The sequence below is a fragment of the Enterococcus sp. 2G9_DIV0600 genome (assembly GCF_002140615.1).
In the GTDB taxonomy this organism is placed as follows: Bacteria; Bacillota; Bacilli; order Lactobacillales; family Enterococcaceae; genus Enterococcus_D; species Enterococcus_D innesii.
The window spans coordinates 48,286-64,459 of the sequence record NZ_NGLL01000003.1 but is presented as its reverse complement, the minus strand read 5'-3'; the positions used below and the strand labels follow the sequence as shown (position 1 = coordinate 64,459).

At 35.1% G+C, this 16,174-nt stretch carries 16 protein-coding genes and 2 pseudogenes; all 18 read left to right on the top strand.

What is annotated here, in order from left to right; translation table 11 throughout:
* The first annotated feature begins 391 nt into the window (after positions 1-391).
* The 18 genes and pseudogenes from A5870_RS17045 to A5870_RS16950 all read left to right on the top strand — a co-directional run bounded on the left by A5870_RS17045 (position 392) and on the right by A5870_RS16950 (position 16,172).
* On the top strand, positions 392-1,891 hold the full coding sequence (locus A5870_RS17045; RefSeq protein ID WP_086294036.1) for a primase C-terminal domain-containing protein: 1,500 nt from the start codon (positions 392-394) through the stop codon (positions 1,889-1,891).
* 134 nt (positions 1,892-2,025) lie between these two features.
* The gene (locus tag A5870_RS17040; RefSeq protein ID WP_012481689.1) at positions 2,026-2,313 is read left to right on the top strand and encodes a PrgN protein; all 288 of its coding nucleotides are present in this window, start codon (positions 2,026-2,028) and stop codon (positions 2,311-2,313) included.
* A gap of 3 nt (positions 2,314-2,316) precedes the next feature.
* Positions 2,317-2,631 carry a hypothetical protein gene (locus tag A5870_RS17035; protein ID WP_048602881.1) on the top strand — a complete coding sequence of 105 codons (315 nt, stop codon included), beginning with the start codon at positions 2,317-2,319 and terminating at the stop codon, positions 2,629-2,631.
* A gap of 1,255 nt (positions 2,632-3,886) precedes the next feature.
* On the top strand, positions 3,887-4,321 hold the full coding sequence (locus tag A5870_RS17025) for a hypothetical protein (RefSeq protein WP_086294035.1): 435 nt from the start codon (positions 3,887-3,889) through the stop codon (positions 4,319-4,321).
* A 270-nt stretch (positions 4,322-4,591) separates the two neighbouring features.
* Positions 4,592-4,864: a hypothetical protein gene (locus A5870_RS17020; protein ID WP_081117345.1), complete on the top strand. Its 273-nt coding sequence runs from the start codon at positions 4,592-4,594 to the stop codon at positions 4,862-4,864.
* Between the two features lie 17 nt (positions 4,865-4,881).
* Positions 4,882-6,444, top strand: coding sequence for a MobP2 family relaxase (gene mobP2 / locus A5870_RS17015; protein ID WP_252086130.1), 1,563 nt, complete (start codon positions 4,882-4,884; stop codon positions 6,442-6,444).
* 72 nt (positions 6,445-6,516) lie between these two features.
* Positions 6,517-6,729: a hypothetical protein gene (locus A5870_RS17005; RefSeq protein WP_242596089.1), complete on the top strand. Its 213-nt coding sequence runs from the start codon at positions 6,517-6,519 to the stop codon at positions 6,727-6,729.
* A 90-nt stretch (positions 6,730-6,819) separates the two neighbouring features.
* Positions 6,820-7,284 carry a single-stranded DNA-binding protein gene (gene ssb, locus A5870_RS17000; protein ID WP_081117341.1) on the top strand — a complete coding sequence of 155 codons (465 nt, stop codon included), beginning with the start codon at positions 6,820-6,822 and terminating at the stop codon, positions 7,282-7,284.
* A gap of 105 nt (positions 7,285-7,389) precedes the next feature.
* A complete protein-coding gene (locus tag A5870_RS16995) occupies positions 7,390-7,869 on the top strand; it encodes a transcriptional regulator (protein WP_086294034.1) in 480 nt (159 codons plus the stop codon).
* A gap of 228 nt (positions 7,870-8,097) precedes the next feature.
* Positions 8,098-8,241, top strand: a complete 144-nt coding sequence (locus A5870_RS16990) for a putative holin-like toxin (protein ID WP_080542687.1) — start codon at positions 8,098-8,100, stop codon at positions 8,239-8,241.
* 352 nt (positions 8,242-8,593) lie between these two features.
* A pseudogene (locus A5870_RS16985) lies at positions 8,594-8,848 on the top strand (DNA cytosine methyltransferase); the annotation flags it as partial.
* Between the two features lie 551 nt (positions 8,849-9,399).
* A protein-coding gene (locus A5870_RS16980) for an IS3 family transposase (protein ID WP_131732210.1) occupies positions 9,400-10,562 on the top strand; the annotation gives its coding sequence in 2 pieces (ribosomal slippage) (positions 9,400-9,676 and positions 9,676-10,562; 1,164 coding nt in all).
* A gap of 144 nt (positions 10,563-10,706) precedes the next feature.
* Positions 10,707-10,907: pseudogene (locus A5870_RS16975) on the top strand (family 1 glycosylhydrolase); the annotation flags it as partial.
* Between the two features lie 418 nt (positions 10,908-11,325).
* On the top strand, positions 11,326-12,666 hold the full coding sequence (locus tag A5870_RS16970; protein ID WP_029486043.1) for a peptidoglycan DD-metalloendopeptidase family protein: 1,341 nt from the start codon (positions 11,326-11,328) through the stop codon (positions 12,664-12,666).
* A gap of 383 nt (positions 12,667-13,049) precedes the next feature.
* On the top strand, positions 13,050-13,385 hold the full coding sequence (locus A5870_RS16965; RefSeq protein ID WP_029486042.1) for a hypothetical protein: 336 nt from the start codon (positions 13,050-13,052) through the stop codon (positions 13,383-13,385).
* A 29-nt stretch (positions 13,386-13,414) separates the two neighbouring features.
* Positions 13,415-15,382, top strand: a complete 1,968-nt coding sequence (locus A5870_RS16960) for a heavy metal translocating P-type ATPase (protein WP_086294033.1) — start codon at positions 13,415-13,417, stop codon at positions 15,380-15,382.
* Positions 15,383-15,405: 23 nt separating this feature from the next.
* Positions 15,406-15,741 carry an ArsR/SmtB family transcription factor gene (locus A5870_RS16955; RefSeq protein WP_051661423.1) on the top strand — a complete coding sequence of 112 codons (336 nt, stop codon included), beginning with the start codon at positions 15,406-15,408 and terminating at the stop codon, positions 15,739-15,741.
* A 206-nt stretch (positions 15,742-15,947) separates the two neighbouring features.
* A complete protein-coding gene (locus A5870_RS16950; RefSeq protein ID WP_029486039.1) occupies positions 15,948-16,172 on the top strand; it encodes a hypothetical protein in 225 nt (74 codons plus the stop codon).
* Positions 16,173-16,174 lie beyond the last annotated feature (2 nt).

Below are 16,174 nucleotides of genomic sequence, written 5' to 3'. Positions count from 1 at the left end.
GGTTTAATTAAGTATAACTTATACTTTATAAAAATTTCTTCTTGTACAAATTTAACTGTTTTGTTATATTCAAATAAATAATACATATAAAAAAGAGACGGATAAAAAAGTGAATTTGGCCTCACTTCTTCATCTGAATCACATACAACAACTATGTGTTCTCGCTCGTCTCATGGAAATTATGTAAGTGGCTGGAAACCACTTATGTGATTTGAATAAATCTATTCGGACTACCAATCCGAACCTATAGGTTTATTTTACCATTTTTTGACGAGCAACTCAATATATATACGCTTATTTTGTCATTCCTTTGAGACTTCTAAGCCATTGAGAGAACACAAATCTTTAAGATTATTTGTGTTCTCTTTTTGTTTAGGAAGGAATAACAGTCATGGCAGCTTCTTTGGATGTCGTATATTCGACGGTATTACAAAATGGTATCCGTAAATTCAAATATAAAAACAGCCACTTAAAACCGGTCTCTTTTAGTGATCAGTCGGGAAAGGGGGCTATTTTTGCGTACCGTTCAAAGGAACACATGATCGAGGGGATTGGACTAGTGATCACTTCAGAAGAAGGGGTGATCGAAAACAATAATCGATTCACTCATTGGACACCAAATGTATTTCGCTATGGAACGTATGCTGATGAAGCCAGAATGTTTACAAAAGGTCATTCGGAGGACAATTTACGCCAAATCAATACTTTCTTTGTTGATTTTGACACATTGGATCCAAACTTTGACTACGGAGAAATTATCTTGGCCAGTCACGAGATCGGCTTTATGCCGACAATGATTCTACGTACACCGCATGGATTTCAAGCTTTCTATGTACTAGACAAGCCTGCATACGTGACGAAGAAATCAAATTTTAAAGTGATCAATGTGGCCAAAATGATCTCAAAAAATCTAAGAAACAAATTTTCAAATGATTATCGGTTTCCAGTTGATGTAAATGCCAATCATTTTGGGATCACACGTATGCCTTCTGAAGAGAATGTTTTATTCTTTGAACCACAGTATCGTTATAGTTTCGAAGAATGGATCGACTGGTCAATGAGAGAAGATGCGGACAAAAAAGCGGAGATCAAGAACGTTTTTGTATTGCCATCTACTCAAGAATTTCGTCAAGTTGATGAACCTTGGTTCCAGCTGTTGCTAAAAAGTCAAAAAATACAAGGTGAAAAGGGCGTATATGGTCGAAATAATGTGATATTCACCTTGTCTTTGGCATACTTTTCGTCAGGATACGAAGTAGAAGCATGTGAATTGACGATGTTAGAATTCAATGACCGCTTGGCTAACCCTTTATCTGATCGAGAATTAACCAGAATCATTCGATCCGCTTACTCTGGAAAATATCAAGCAGCGCACAGAGAAAAAATTGTCCTATTATGCCAAGAGTGGGTCGATGCCAATCTTTCTGAAGAGCAGCTATTCAACAAAAAACGGGGTTGGTGGAAATTCAAGAAAGAAAGAGCTGTTCGCAAGTATTCACACAGTCATGAATGGGCAGAAGATCTACTGTCCTATTTGAATGAGCAATCCTATGAAGAACAACCATACATTCTTTCTACAAAAAAAGAGTTAACTGAACGTTTAAAGATACCAAAACGTTCCCTGGACAAAGTACTGAAGCAGTTAAAAGAAGAGAACAAAATTCATATTCGTGTTCGTGCTGGTCGTAATGGGGGTATTATGCTAGCTTCGATACATGGATTGATGCGCTCCGTTATCCGGCTAAAAAAAGAAAGCCATGGGGCTTATTTCGCTGCGATCTCAGAAGCTTTTGGAAGAGAATACATGTTTATCCAGACAGCACTGAAACGCTTGCTAGAACTTAATAAGATCGGCGTACAAACAGATCTGTTCATGATCGATACAGGTTGAAATTAAAAGGTGCAAATTGCCTATTACATTATATCTATGATACGTTCCTTTTTTCTCCGCCTTGCTTGCTGGTCTTAAGAAAGAGTAGTACTATTATTGCAAACGTAATAATATGGTGGGAGGTCTTTCTGACTATGAGTATCAATACCTTTGTATATCCCTACCCGATCAATGTGTTTATTATTTCGCGGTTAGGTATGACAGTAGAGCAATTTTGTGAGTTACATGGCTATAAGCAGAGTACAGTAGCAAGCTGGGTAACAAGGAACCGTACAGTAAAAACGTTACCTTGTGATTTTTTATATTGTCTTAGTCTTTCTTCAGGCTGGTCGATGGATGATGTTTATCGTCATTTATTGGTATTGGAGGAGAGGTTTTTAAAGAGTATTGATCCAAAAAAAAAGAAAGAACAGGTGGATTGATTGATGACGGAGGAGGAGTTATCTGTTCTTAATAGAATCAAAGAATGGTCTGTTCTTTTGAAGATTTATTATGGTATTCTGTTCTTTTCATTTGTTACAGTAGGCTTAGTTTCTCTTTTGTTGACTCTTTTATCGTTATGGACGAATATGATGTTATTTTTATATTTACTTTTACTGTTTTTCTTAGGATTAGGGGGAGTAGGTACTGCCATTCTTGATGATTATAAGTGGTCATTGTTTAGTGGAATTTGTAGGAGAATGAAAAAAAGTGCAACTGTTGAGTCTTATGAATGTTGGAAGAAGGAATTGAAGGTATAGATATATGTATCTATAAAAGCTGAGTAAAGAATACTAGGCTTTCTCTTATGTTTTTAAAATGTTTACAGGTGGAATATGAGTATTATTGGACAGGTAGTATTTTTTTCAGAAAAATGGTGTAAATCTTTATGTAGGCCTTTATCAAAAGACTTAAGTGTAATAAATTGTGTTTTTCAGAGTAGATCTATAGTAAATTTCTAAAGGATTGCGGCCGCATTTTTAGTTTTCAAGAAACCATGTGAGTTACTGTGGCGATTAATTTATCTAACATAATTAAAAGTGTCTTTAACGTTGAAGTTGATCCATTTTCAAAATGTATTGCTATTTTACGTATAGTTGTTACAGTATATCTCTTAGTTTTTAATTATAGCGATTTACTTGACGCATATAATGTGTATGAATAATCATTAAAATTTAAATTATAATATCGGTTAACATAAAAAAAAAAGTTCCAAAATGATTTTCTCAAAGGAAGGATAAAAATTGTTGATCAAAATGCTACCACTTTTAATACTCATAGGGTTTTATATTTTTATTAGTATTAAGATAAGAAATGCGAATGATATTAGCAAAACGACTAAATATGTTTTCTACTTTTTTATTGTTTTGGGAGGGGGAATCCTCCTTTATATTGCATTTGTTTTCTTATTTTTTGGTATAAATTTTTGAGGATGGAGGAGATGTAATAGTTATGAAGAAGACACTTGTTTTCTTTAAAATACATTTATAATACTAATATCTAATCCAGCAAATTTGACAGTGGATAAATTAATATCTAGTGATTATGAACTATCTCAATTTATAATAGATTCGTTAGAGAAGAAGAATCTATGTGTTGTCAGTGATTGAAATCAGGATATATATTTGGTTTTAAAAAATGATTTTGTTAACCAAGATCGAGATTTATTAATACAATAGGTGAGGCGTTAAATAGAAGTAAAGAAGAGAATGAACTTCACTATACTAATAATTTAGACTATCTAGAATGTCAAATGGAAAACAATATGGACTAGGGAATAAATAAGATAAATCCTATTGATCATTTAGATAAAGCTCGTAAAATGCATGACGGTTGTTACAAATAGAGGGGGATAATACAATATGAAGATTTATATAAAGTATTTAGCACAACCAAAACCCACTAACATTATGTGCACTGTTGTTTCTGAATATTTTAATTGCTTATATTTATTATACTTAAGAAGTAGCAAAATATACGACTAAAAAATAAACAGACTGAAAGAAGTGAAAACAAATGACAAAGGAACGGCTGCAAATTTATATTGATCCTGAACATAGAGACGCATTAGAAGAATTAAAAGAACTGTTAGCAGTGGATGATTTGGCAACGGACAGTGCCTTGATTCGCTATATTATTTTGGAATTGTATCGGTTAAAGACAAAAGAAAATATTCAAATGCGTGCACTTTTAAACCGTTTAGATGAACTTTTAATTTATTCAAATAGTTTTGCGGAAACGATGGACGTCGATATTTTTGATCTCGAAAGTTCTGAAAAATACAAAGAAGTGAAGACTCAACAAAGAGGAAAATGGGCAAATAGCCGACGAAAAAAAGCAAAAAATAAATCACAAAAAAGACCCGTTAATAATCAAAAAGAGAAAGCAAAAGAAGAAAAAATAAATTCAGAATCGCTCACTTACAATGATCTGATTGCGAAGTATTTGTAAAAATTTGTCTTTCAAAAAGGACGATCGATGGTGGTACCTAGAGACTACTTTTCGCAAAAATGACTACTTGAGTAGTCTTTGAACAACTCCCTGACAACTGCTAAAAACTATGCTGTGGTATCACATTCATTTTCTTCAAAACGCAATAGGCACAGCCTATTTTGCCACTTTCAACATGAGAGTGGTGCGTTTACCTTATGCTCTTTCATTATTCTACCTCTTTTAGGCACTCACAAGATTCAAAATGATTAAATAGCTGGAGGTTTTCTCATGCCAAGATTTACTTTAATAGTTGAAAATGAGCCGTTGGTTGCGTACCTCGAACAGCGAGCTAAGAAACAAACCTTTAATACAGGAAAGAAAGTCACTCGAAACGAAGTGATCAATCAGATTCTTCAAAATGAAATGATCAATGACCTAACGAATAATCGAGAAGTTGATGCGATTAAAGATAGTTTGGATGATTTTAAGCACATTCTACAACAATACGTCGACACGAATAATGCGCTTTTGTATCGTGCATTTGAATCTGATGGCATTTAAATGAACGAGGTGATCACATGGCACAATCTGCTGGCTCTTATATAAACTTAATGAGCGGTTTTGTTATTTCGTTTGATTCTGAGTATGTAAAGTATATAGATCGAGAAGATAAGAAAGTGTATCAAGAAAAAGATCTTTCTGACTTTGAAACAGCAATGACGAATGACGATCCTAGTCAATCATTTGAAGGCTATTTGGATTATATGGATCGAAAAAATGCGTTACTCGCTCAATCAAAATTGACAGCTGAAGAAAGAATATCATTAGGTGAGATCAACAAACGTCTCGCTGATTATTCGACTTTATCAAAAGCGCAAATTGAGATCATGCAAAAAGAAACGCAAGAAAAAATATGGTCGCTGAATACAGGGATGTTTGATTTCAACAATGATGATTTGACGCAACAAGAAGTTGAGCAATACAAAGAATTATTCGATCGAGCGAACAAAAATGAATCTGTATTGTTTCAAGATGTGGTGTCTTTCGATACAAAAGCATTGATTGAAGCAGGCATTTACAATCCATATTCAAATGAATTAAAAAGGGAACCGTTGATCATGGCCGGTCGAAAAATGATGAACGTCCTTTATGAGAAAGAAAAATTAAATGGATCAACAATCAGTGTAGGTGAGATCCATTACAATACAGGTCACTTTCACGTGCATTTTGCGACGACAGAAGTTGAACCTACCCGTGAAATGATTTTTGTTAAAGAGCATAATCGCTATGAAAGAAAAGGTCAGCGTTCCGATGAAACATTAGAAAAAATGAAATCGACTTTTGCGAATCTCATCTTTGATCGTTCGAGCGAATTGGAACGATTGAATGATTTGAGAAATGGTCTTCGTAGTGAAATCAAAACAGAAATGGCTACACCAAAAAAAGAAAGTGTTCTGTTGCTTGAGGAATTAAAAGCGCAACTGCCGGAGAATCAAAGCAAGTGGAATAGCAAAAACCTAACGTCAGAAAGTCGAGAAACAATGAACCAGCTGATTGATTCATTGATGAAAGACAATGGCCACTTTGAAGAATTCAAACAGCTGGCAAAAGAAGAAGATATTTTCAAGAAAGCAACTTATGGTGAGGGAGATCCTAACAAAGAGAAAAAATCATTTTACGATGGCCGAATGTACGGGCCGGATGGTATTTATTATCGATTAGGAAACAGTATTCTTCAGGAATTAAAAAAAGAAAATGACTCTACGTCGCAAAGAAATTCTTTTCGTCCATCTTCAATATCTGGGCAACAAAACCCTAACAAAGAAATTTACGATAGAATGAAACAGGAGTACTTCAAGGGGAAAGAAACGAATGAAAGTCGATCACCGCCAAAGAGAAATCCAAGTGAGCGAACCAAACCATTTAAGGAATCATTCAAGTCAGTCCTTCAGGAATTGAAGAAATTGCCTTGTGTGTCGATAACGATGAAGCCGGAAAAGCCTTTTTCGATAAGTTTCAACAATTTACTTTCAATCAAAAAGAAAAAGCACCGCTTGAATTTCAAGCAGAGTTTCCGCAAGCTCCGGTCGGACAAGAAACGCAAAAATGGGATTGGAACAATGAGCTGGTCTATCAAGTAAACGAGGGCGAAAATCAAAGAAAAAAGTCTCTCGAATCTGAACCAGCATTGAGCTTATAAAGAAGGTGAACGGATGAAACGAATGATTTTTACAATCATTCAGGGAATAGGGATGGCCGTTGTGCTGTCCCTTCTTAGTATGTGGATCGGCGAACATTTTTTTTCAACGTATCTTCCTAGACTTCCTGAAGCAAGACACGGAATTTCCATTTCTGCCGCAACGTTCTCTATTGTATTGGCACCGATCATTGAAGAATACTTGATACGAGTCAAAGACGACCTATAATGCAAAAATCAAGTTGAGCGATACGGGACAGATCACTTTTGTATCATTTGTCAATACGCCAAAAAAAGCAAAGAAAGTAGGGAATAAAGCATGATCAATAACGTCGTATTAGTAGGAAGATTAACGAGAGATCCAGAATTAAAATTTACACCGAACGGTGCTGCAGTGGCCACGTTCACTTTGGCCGTGAATCGAAATTTTACCAATCAAAGCGGTCAAAGAGAAGCTGACTTCATAAATTGTGTCATTTGGCGTAAACCAGCCGAAACCCTTGCCAATTACGCCAAGAAAGGGACGCTTCTCGGCGTGACTGGACGTATTCAGACAAGATCTTACGATAACCCACAAGGACAGCGAGTGTACGTCACAGAAGTCGTGGCAGAGACGTTTCAATTAATGGAATCAAAAGATGTGTCTGAGCAGCGTGCGAATGAATCCAACGAAACAGCTGAAAAAAGCAAACCGACACCGCCACCGCTACCTAAACAAGAAACAAATCCATTTGCACAAAGCAGCTCGGCAATCGATTTACCAGATGATGATTTGCCATTTTGAGAAACAAAGACGAAAAAAGACCTGGAAACCCCAGGTCTTTTTTGATATAAAATTCAGGTTCAAACGACAACTGTTTGTATCACCTATCATGAAAAGAGGAATAATGTGCGATTATTTGATGTTCACCAATTTGAATTACCTGAAAAAGAGGTGATCGATTGGGAAAAAACCAAAGGAGAGATCGGATCGATGCTCTCTAGTTATCTTGTTTCAAGAGAAAGGATGGGATTGACGAGGATGCCGCCGATTCATTCAACGTATTCGCTCTTAGACCAAGATATACCAGAAATCAAACACTCTAGCTTTGTTCAAGAAAATCAGCAGTTCAAACAAGAGTTTCTTTATTTTCACCACTTGTTTTCTTTGGGTCTGACGGCCATTAGCCATCCATATAAACCAGAAATCACCGATCGGAGACGAAAGATTTTTTTGATGCGTTTTGTCTACGGATTATCAATCAATCATGTGAGCGATCGGATCCATTATCAGAAAAATGTGATCGTCGATGATTCTCAAATAGGCTTACTGCAGTTTTCGAATGCTTTGTCTATTTTGGCTTTAAAAGAACAAGAGATCTCTGCCTGATCCTGGTATTTTTTTCTATCGATCACTTCGGGTTGTGTCAGCAACACGGTTTCTGAAGGAGCGGTGGTGGTGGCTGGAGCGACTGAAGGAACAAGCATTTCACTCGGATTCAGGCATAAAAAAACGCTAAAAGCCTTGATAAATATAGGTTTTTAGTGTGGGGTATGGTATAATATGAGTACAGTAAAGTTTGTGACGGTGGCTATCTTTTGAAAGGTGGTGATGCTTATGAAAGTAAGTGTTCACTCTTTAGAAAGGAGAAGCCTTTTGTCTGTAGCTGAAGCATTAGGGCTAATGATTAGTTTCGGTTCTTTAATCGCGACTATCATCTTTGGCATCCTAACAGCAGTGAAAAATGACAAAAAAAAATAACCGTCAGCTTTAGCAGGTCAGCGGTTATTTTTTAACTTAAATATCTGCCACCGTCTTAAACGGTGCTGTAGGGGAGTTGTTAGCGCAACTCCTCTTTACATAGTAATTATAGCAAGATTTCAGTGAAATATCAACCTTTTGCTCTACAGACGTGCCTTGCACGTCTATTTTTTTTGCCCTCCTAAGTGGTGGAGGCGGCTGGAACGTGGAGGGCAAAAAAGATCGCTTTTCTTTCTTAAAAAAGGTCTAATTACCACCATTGTTCCGAAATTTAACAAACCATTTCCTCGGTATTCTTAATCCATCAGGTACTTGAAATACCTTTCATGCGCATGAAGAAACTGAGTGAACAATGGAAAATGGTACAACAGAAAATAAAGGCACCTTTTTAGATCTTTTTTTAGGAATCGGAGGATTTCGTTTAGGGATGGAACAAGCTGGCTTTCGATGTGTTGGGTATTGTGAGATCGATGGCCATGCCAGAAAAAGTTATCAATCAATTTTTGACACAAAACAGGAGGTAGAAATGCATGATATCACAAAACTTTCAGATGAATTTATTCGAGGAATCGGACGTGTGGACATTATCACGGGAGGATTTCCGTGCGTGCGATGCGTTCCTAATTGAAAAGATTAGGCACTGAATTATTTAAGAACGCAAATGTGTTCAGTTCAGTAGAACTGATGATTCAAATGGTGGAATGAAGGGCTAACAACCTGAAACGCCTACCCTGAGGTTACGCTGTGCAAAATTATGGGTAATCATAGTGATGTACAAAGCGCGTTAAAGTCGGCAGAGAGTTGCCCAAACAAAGGAAAAAATTATTTTCAGATGTGGAAAGTTGTCCAGAGGTGGATGACGCAACCTATATGCCGGGGGTCTAAAAACTATCTATGGTTAGTATGTAATGACAATTACTAAGCGAATGTCCGTATGTACGGGTCTAGAGAATTCAGGTAATAGAAATGTTATCACCATTATTTGTGGGGTGTGTGAGGTCTAGTAAAATTGCATGGTATGAAAAACCTTGTAACGTTAAAGGCGTTACCAAGCACACAGGCTCAGAGGGCAAACCTAAGGAATGGATAGGCTACAATTAACTAGACAGAAAAATTAAGGTGTGTAGACTAGAAGAAAACATACCAGGAGGAATTTTTATGTCTAAGAGAACACGAAGAACTTTTTCACAAGAATTCAAGCAACAAATCGTCAATCTTTACTTAGCTGGAAAGCCACGTGTAGAAATCATTCGAGAATATGAACTAACGGCTTCAGCATTTGACAAATGGGTAAAGCAATCTAAAACGAGTGGTTCATTCAAAGAAAAAGATAATCTTACGCCTGAACAAAAAGAATTGTTAGAACTACGTAAAAGAAACCAGCAATTAGAAATGGAAAATGATATTTTAAAGCAAGCAGCGCTGATATTCGGACGAAGAGACAAGTAATCGATGCGAATAAGCATCTTTACCCTATATCAGCGATGTGCAGAATATTAGGTCTATCACGTCAGTCCTATTATTATCAATCAAAACCAAAGAAAGATGAATCAGAACTTGAAGAAGTAGTCGCTGAAGAATTTATCCGCAGCCGAAAGGCCTACGGCTCAAGAAAAATAAAAAAAGCCTTATCAAAACGAGGCATTCAGATCAGCCGACGAAAAATTAGTAGAAGCATGAAAAATAGAGGATTAAAATCGAGCTATACTGTTGCTTATTTTAAAGTACATCATTCTACTTGCGATGAAGCCAAAACGACAAACGTATTGAATCGTAAATTCTTAAGAGACAACCCATTAGAAGCGATCGTAACAGACTTGACTTATGTACGAGTCGGGAAAAAATGGAATTATGTCTGTTTCATTTTGGATCTGTTCAATCGAGAAATTCTCGGCTATTCTTGTGGAGAACATAAAGATGCCGTTCTAGTAAAAAAAGCATTTAGCCGTATCAAACAACCTCTGACAGAGGTTGAGATTTTTCATACTGATCGTGGAAAAGAGTTTGATAACCAAGCTATTGATGAATTATTAACAACTTTTGATATCAATCGATCATTAAGTCATAAAGGCTGTCCTTTTGATAATGCCGTAGCTGAATCAACTTATAAGTCGTTGAAAGTAGAATTTGTCTATCAATACACATTTGAAACCTTACAACAATTGGATTTGGAGTTATTTGACTATGTCAATTGGTGGAACCACCTTCGGTTGCACGGTACACTTGGCTACGAGACACCGGTTGGTTACCGTAACCAGAGATTGGCGCAGCGAATCCTTGATAATGAGCTCGGATGTGCTAACGCTAGCGAGGCAGTCTAACTTTAACTGTTAGCTCCTGCCGAAGATCGTCACATCCGAGGAGGCTCATTGTCAAGGACAATCGGAATAGCATACGGAAAGAAGTTCTGCACCTTATAAAATTTGTCAAAAAAACTGTTGCCATTCCAAATGAAGCAAGCAATATATGAGGGTGTCGAAATCTGGGGCTACATGGTTTGGAGCCCTATAGATATTGTCAGTTCAAGCACAGGGGAAATGAAAAAGAGATATGGATTGATTTATGTCAATAGAAATGACAACCAGAGCGGAAACTTTGAAAGATACAAGAAGAAATCCTTTTATTGGTACAAAGGGGTTATTGCTTCCAATGGGAATGATTTGTAGGAAGTCACTGCTTACTCATGAACTGTAAATGTACTTGATTTTTAGATTTAAAAGTCTCTGATATTTCAATTTAAGAAATATATTACTAAGATGAGAATTACAAGGAGAATTAATTGAGGATAAACTTATTTTAATTAATTGACTAAAGTCCTTTAATCCCCCCATTTATGTAAAGCTGAGATAGGATAAGAAAAGCTTAACAAGGAGTTGTATATCTTTTTTAATGCTACAAGGTGTAATCAGATATTGTTGAGTATCCATCGGATTACTATCAAAATCGGTTACTTGTATTTCAAAAATATGACAAAATATTTCTATTTGTTTCTATTTGTTTTAAATTCTATTATTTCGAGTATTGTTTATTCTATTTGCTATGCTTTATATAAATAATATTTATCAAAAGTATAGGAGAATTTTTGTGAAAAAAAATATTTTTATTTCCAGTATTTTGATGTTGTTTTCTATGTCGGTGGTTTCTGCATATGCGGAGGATATAGATAATGAGATTGGTAAACAGGAACAGAAAATTGACGTGATAAAGAAAGAAACAAAGACCATAGAGGAGCAAAAGTTAGATACTGATAATTCAATTAAGAAAATTGATGCCGAGATTAAAGAAATACTTGAAAATAAATCAGTTACGGAAAAAAAAGCAAATGAAATTTCTAAAGAAATAACGGAGCTGACAATAAAGATTAACAAAAGAAAAGAATTGCTAAGAAATCAAGCTAGAGATATTCAAACTTCTGATTCATCTAATAGTTTAATAGAGACATTACTTAGCTCAGAATCTATTAGTGATGCAATAAATAAAGCCGTTGCCTCTATTACGATTATGAACGCGAGTAACGGTGTAGTAGAACAGCAGCAGATGGATATAAAAAAGAGTGTTGCACTTGAAAAAGAATTAGAAAAAAAACTAACTGACATTGAAGATCAGTCTGCTGAATTAGATAAGAAACAAAGAAACTTAGTTGATATCAAATTGGGACAAGAATTAGAGTTAGCTGAATTATCCCTATCTTTAAATACTGAAGAAGAAAAGAAACAGAAACTCATTGAGGAAAGAGATGAGGCAGAAAAGAAAAAGAAATTAGCTTTAGAGGCTTTGGAAAAGCAACGAAAAATTGAAGAAGACGCTAAGAGAATGGCTGATTTGGAAGTATCTAAGAAACGAGAGACAATTATTGATAATTCAGCAGAGAATGCGGAATTGGTTGATGAAAAAGCTACAAAAGAAAATCCAAGCGAGACAAGTAAATCTGAAGAAAATGTTGTATCGAATGAAGAAAAAAGCAACGTAGATTTATCTTCCAAAGAAAAAGATGTTCTATCAACCGAGGAGTCTAGTTCGTCAAATACTGGTTGGAGTAGGCCTCTAGATTCTATTAATATTTCAAGCCGATTTGGGTTTCGCTCAGATCCCACAGGATATTCTGGAAATCAACATGATGGTTTAGATTTTACCGGATCTACTGGAACTCCAATTTTTTCAATTAATTCCGGAGAAGTTGTTGCAGCAGGTTATGGACCGTCTACTGGAAATCATGTGATTATAAAACACTCTAACGGTATGTATAGTTATTATATGCATATGAGTACCCCACCGGCGGTATCAGTAGGCCAGTCAGTCTCTTCAAGAGAATACTTAGGAGGGATGGGAACGACGGGTAATTCTACTGGAGTTCATCTGCACTTGGGCATGTCTACTGGATTGTGGTCCGGTTTTGTGGACCCAGCGACTTATATAGGCTTATAGAATTTCATGTTTTTTATTTTAGAGAAATCTAGTGTTTAAGGCAGTATGCTTTATTACGCTAGATTTTTTACTGGATTTATACACTTTTTTTAAATTATTCGAAGTAATAGAATTATCTTTTAATACGTTAAAGACAAGTATAAAGAATATAAATTAGGTAATTATTTCAATATTTTTCAAAACACTTTAATCTCATTTATAGAATATGTTTTAGATATCGACGTAAATTTAGGTGGAAATCGATGGTATATATTCAAAAGCAATCGATCGAAGCTGATTGCACAGAAGAAAAACCGTAATTTTTTTAAAATACATATGAATGATTTGACATATGTTTGATTAATCATTTATAATATTCTTATATTAACTAAAGGATGAGTAAGATGTCAAAAGAAAGAAAAAAAGAAATACGGAGAAAATTGATTAAGCTTTTAAATGAAAATCCTAACTGGTTAGATAGTGATCATACAGAACTAAAAAAAGAAATTCAGTTGTTGGGACAGTTTCTAGGATATAACTCCAAAAACAAAAAAATTGGAGACTTAACTTTAGAGAAATATTTAAAATTACTTAGCTTAGGTTTCAATAACCAAGAAATAAAAGGAATCTATCAGTTATCTGAGGGGAGCTTTAAGGAGTGGCTGAAAGAGCATGATTTTTATCGGCGAAATGTAGATGAGATTTTGAATGAAAACAAAGAATTCAAAAACTATGATTAATCATAAACAATATTTAGGAGGTAACGTAAATGGACAAAGAAGAAATCAACAACAAAAATCATTCTCTTAAAAACAAGACTAGTAACCATGGAGGCACTGAGCATAAACATAATGAAGAACACGATCATAGCCATGGGAATATCCCAGTATATTTTTACTTCATAGGGTTAATCACATTTTTAATTGCTCTATTTTTAGGAGAAGATCTACTTATACTTTCTAACATGTTATTTAGTATTACGGTGGTTTCTGCAGGGTACCATGTAATCATAGAGGGCTTTGGAGATACAATAAAAGATAGTTTGAGAACGAAAAAATTCATGCCTAATATTCATTTTTTAATGGTATTAGCAGCAGCTGCCGCAATGATTATTGGTAGTTTTGAGGAAGCCGGTCTATTGATTTTGATTTTTGCCGGAGCACATTTCTTAGAAGATTACGCTGAGGGTAAGAGTAAGAGAGAAATTACGAATCTACTAAAGCTAAATCCCACTGAAGCTAGAAGAATATCAACTGACAACTCTGTTGAAGTCGTGTCAGTTGATCAATTAGTGGTCGGAGATAAAGTGCAAGTTTTAAATGGAGGACAAGTGCCTACAGATGGGAAAATAATCTCTGGAACAACATCAATCGATGAGTCGTCTATAAACGGTGAAAGTATTCCAAAAGAAAAAACAGTGGGTGACGATGTATTCGGAAGTACAATTAATGGTACCGGTTCATTTGTTATGGAAGTTTCAAAAGATAGTAGTGATACTGTATTTGCAAAAATATTAAAACTAGTTGATCAATCGCAGAAAAATTTGAGTAAAACAGCAACAACCATAAAGAGGTTAGAGCCCAAGTATGTGACCTTAGTATTGATGATTTTCCCATTTATATTGGTCTTGGGTCCAACAGTTTTTGGATGGAGCTGGAATGTAACTTTATATCGAAGTATTGTATTTTTAATTTCATCTTCACCTTGTGCATTAGCAGCTAGTGCGGTACCAGCTACTTTATCAGCGATTTCTAATTTAGCTAAGAGAGGTGTACTGTTTAAAGGGGGATCATTTTTATCTAATTTAGGGGAACTTAAAGCTATTTGTTTTGACAAAACAGGGACTTTGACGAAAGGAAAACCCGTTGTTACAAATCAATATTTCATTGATGGGGTCGACGAAGAAGAGGTAATCGACGTTATTGTATCAATGGAAAAAGAATCAAATCATCCTTTAGCGACTGCTATAGTTAGTAATTTTCCACATACGGAGACAAAAACACTATCAGTAGAAAATGAGGTTGGCAGAGGATTAGTATCAACATTCAATGATAATGAGTATAGAATTTCTAAACCTTCGGAATTTAACAGTTATGATAAAAACATAAAAGAAAAAGTTAATGAGTATTCAAAAGACGGAAAGACTGTTGTTTTAATAGCAATTAATAAGGAAGTTATAGGTTTAATTGCATTAATGGATGTCCCTAACTCGAATGCAAAAGATGCAATAGAATACTTCAATGATCAAGGTGTTCACACTACTTTAATTACAGGAGATGCTAAACTTACGGGTGAATCGATTGGCAATGAGCTAAAGATTGGTCAAGTAATTGCTAATGTTTTACCGGAAGATAAGGCGAAAATTATTAAACAGCAACAGGATTCATATGGACTAACTGCAATGGTAGGTGACGGAGTCAATGATGCGCCAGCTTTAGTTAATGCGGATGTAGGAATTGCTATGGGCGATGGAACGGATGTTGCTATCGATGTAGCGGATGTGGTTCTAATGAAGAATGACATATCGAATTTAGTTTATGCTCATAAAGTATCTAGACGATTAAATAAAATTGTCTGGCAGAATATTATCTTTTCAATGTTTATTGTGTTGCTATTAATATCATTAAACTTTTTAGGTAAAATGACTATAGGAATAGGAGTTTTAGCTCACGAAGGAAGTACTGTGTTGGTTATTTTTAACGGATTGAGATTATTAATTCCTCAAAAAGAAATGTGAAAATTATAGGACGGAGATTCTAAATGAAAAATAAGGATTTAGAAAGATCAGTTGAGGGAGCCCAGAAAATCGTAAAAGTACTCAATGATCGAACCAGACTAAAAATACTGTTTTTTTTGTCGAAACAAGAAAGAAATGTCTCTGAATTACAGTCATTGGTCCAAAGATCACACACAGCAACATCGCATCATCTTTCTAAGTTGAAAAGTAATAGGATGGTTTCAGCAGAGCGTAAAGGAAAGTATATGTACTACTCCTTGAATGATGAACATATAAAAACTATTTTAAAAGTTCTGTTTGAACACACTATGGAAGAGGGTGAATTTTGTGGGACACCATCACAAAAAAGATTATTATAGAGATGACCACCATAAAAGTAACACTTACAAAAAAGAACATCATGGTAATCATGGTTCCTATAGAAGTAACAGAGGCTGCTTAGGCTGTTTAACTCAAATATTCCTAGTTTTAATTATAGTATCATTTATCTTTATCAGTGTTAATTTGTGATTATTAGCTGATGTGTTAAGTAATTGAGGTAAATATTTTGATACGGAGGAACTCAATGAATAGAGAAGAAATTTTACAAACAATCAAAGATCTAATAGCTAATGGCAATATTGAAGAAGCAAATGCTCTTTTGAATGAACAAGCTACATTCTTAGCAGATTATTATGATCAGGCAGCTGGATTATTTGAAAATTTAGATACTGTGCAAATACCTTTTTTTAATAACAAGGAAACTATATTGTTGTTATGGGAAAAACTTTCAAATTTATTCAATAAATAAAT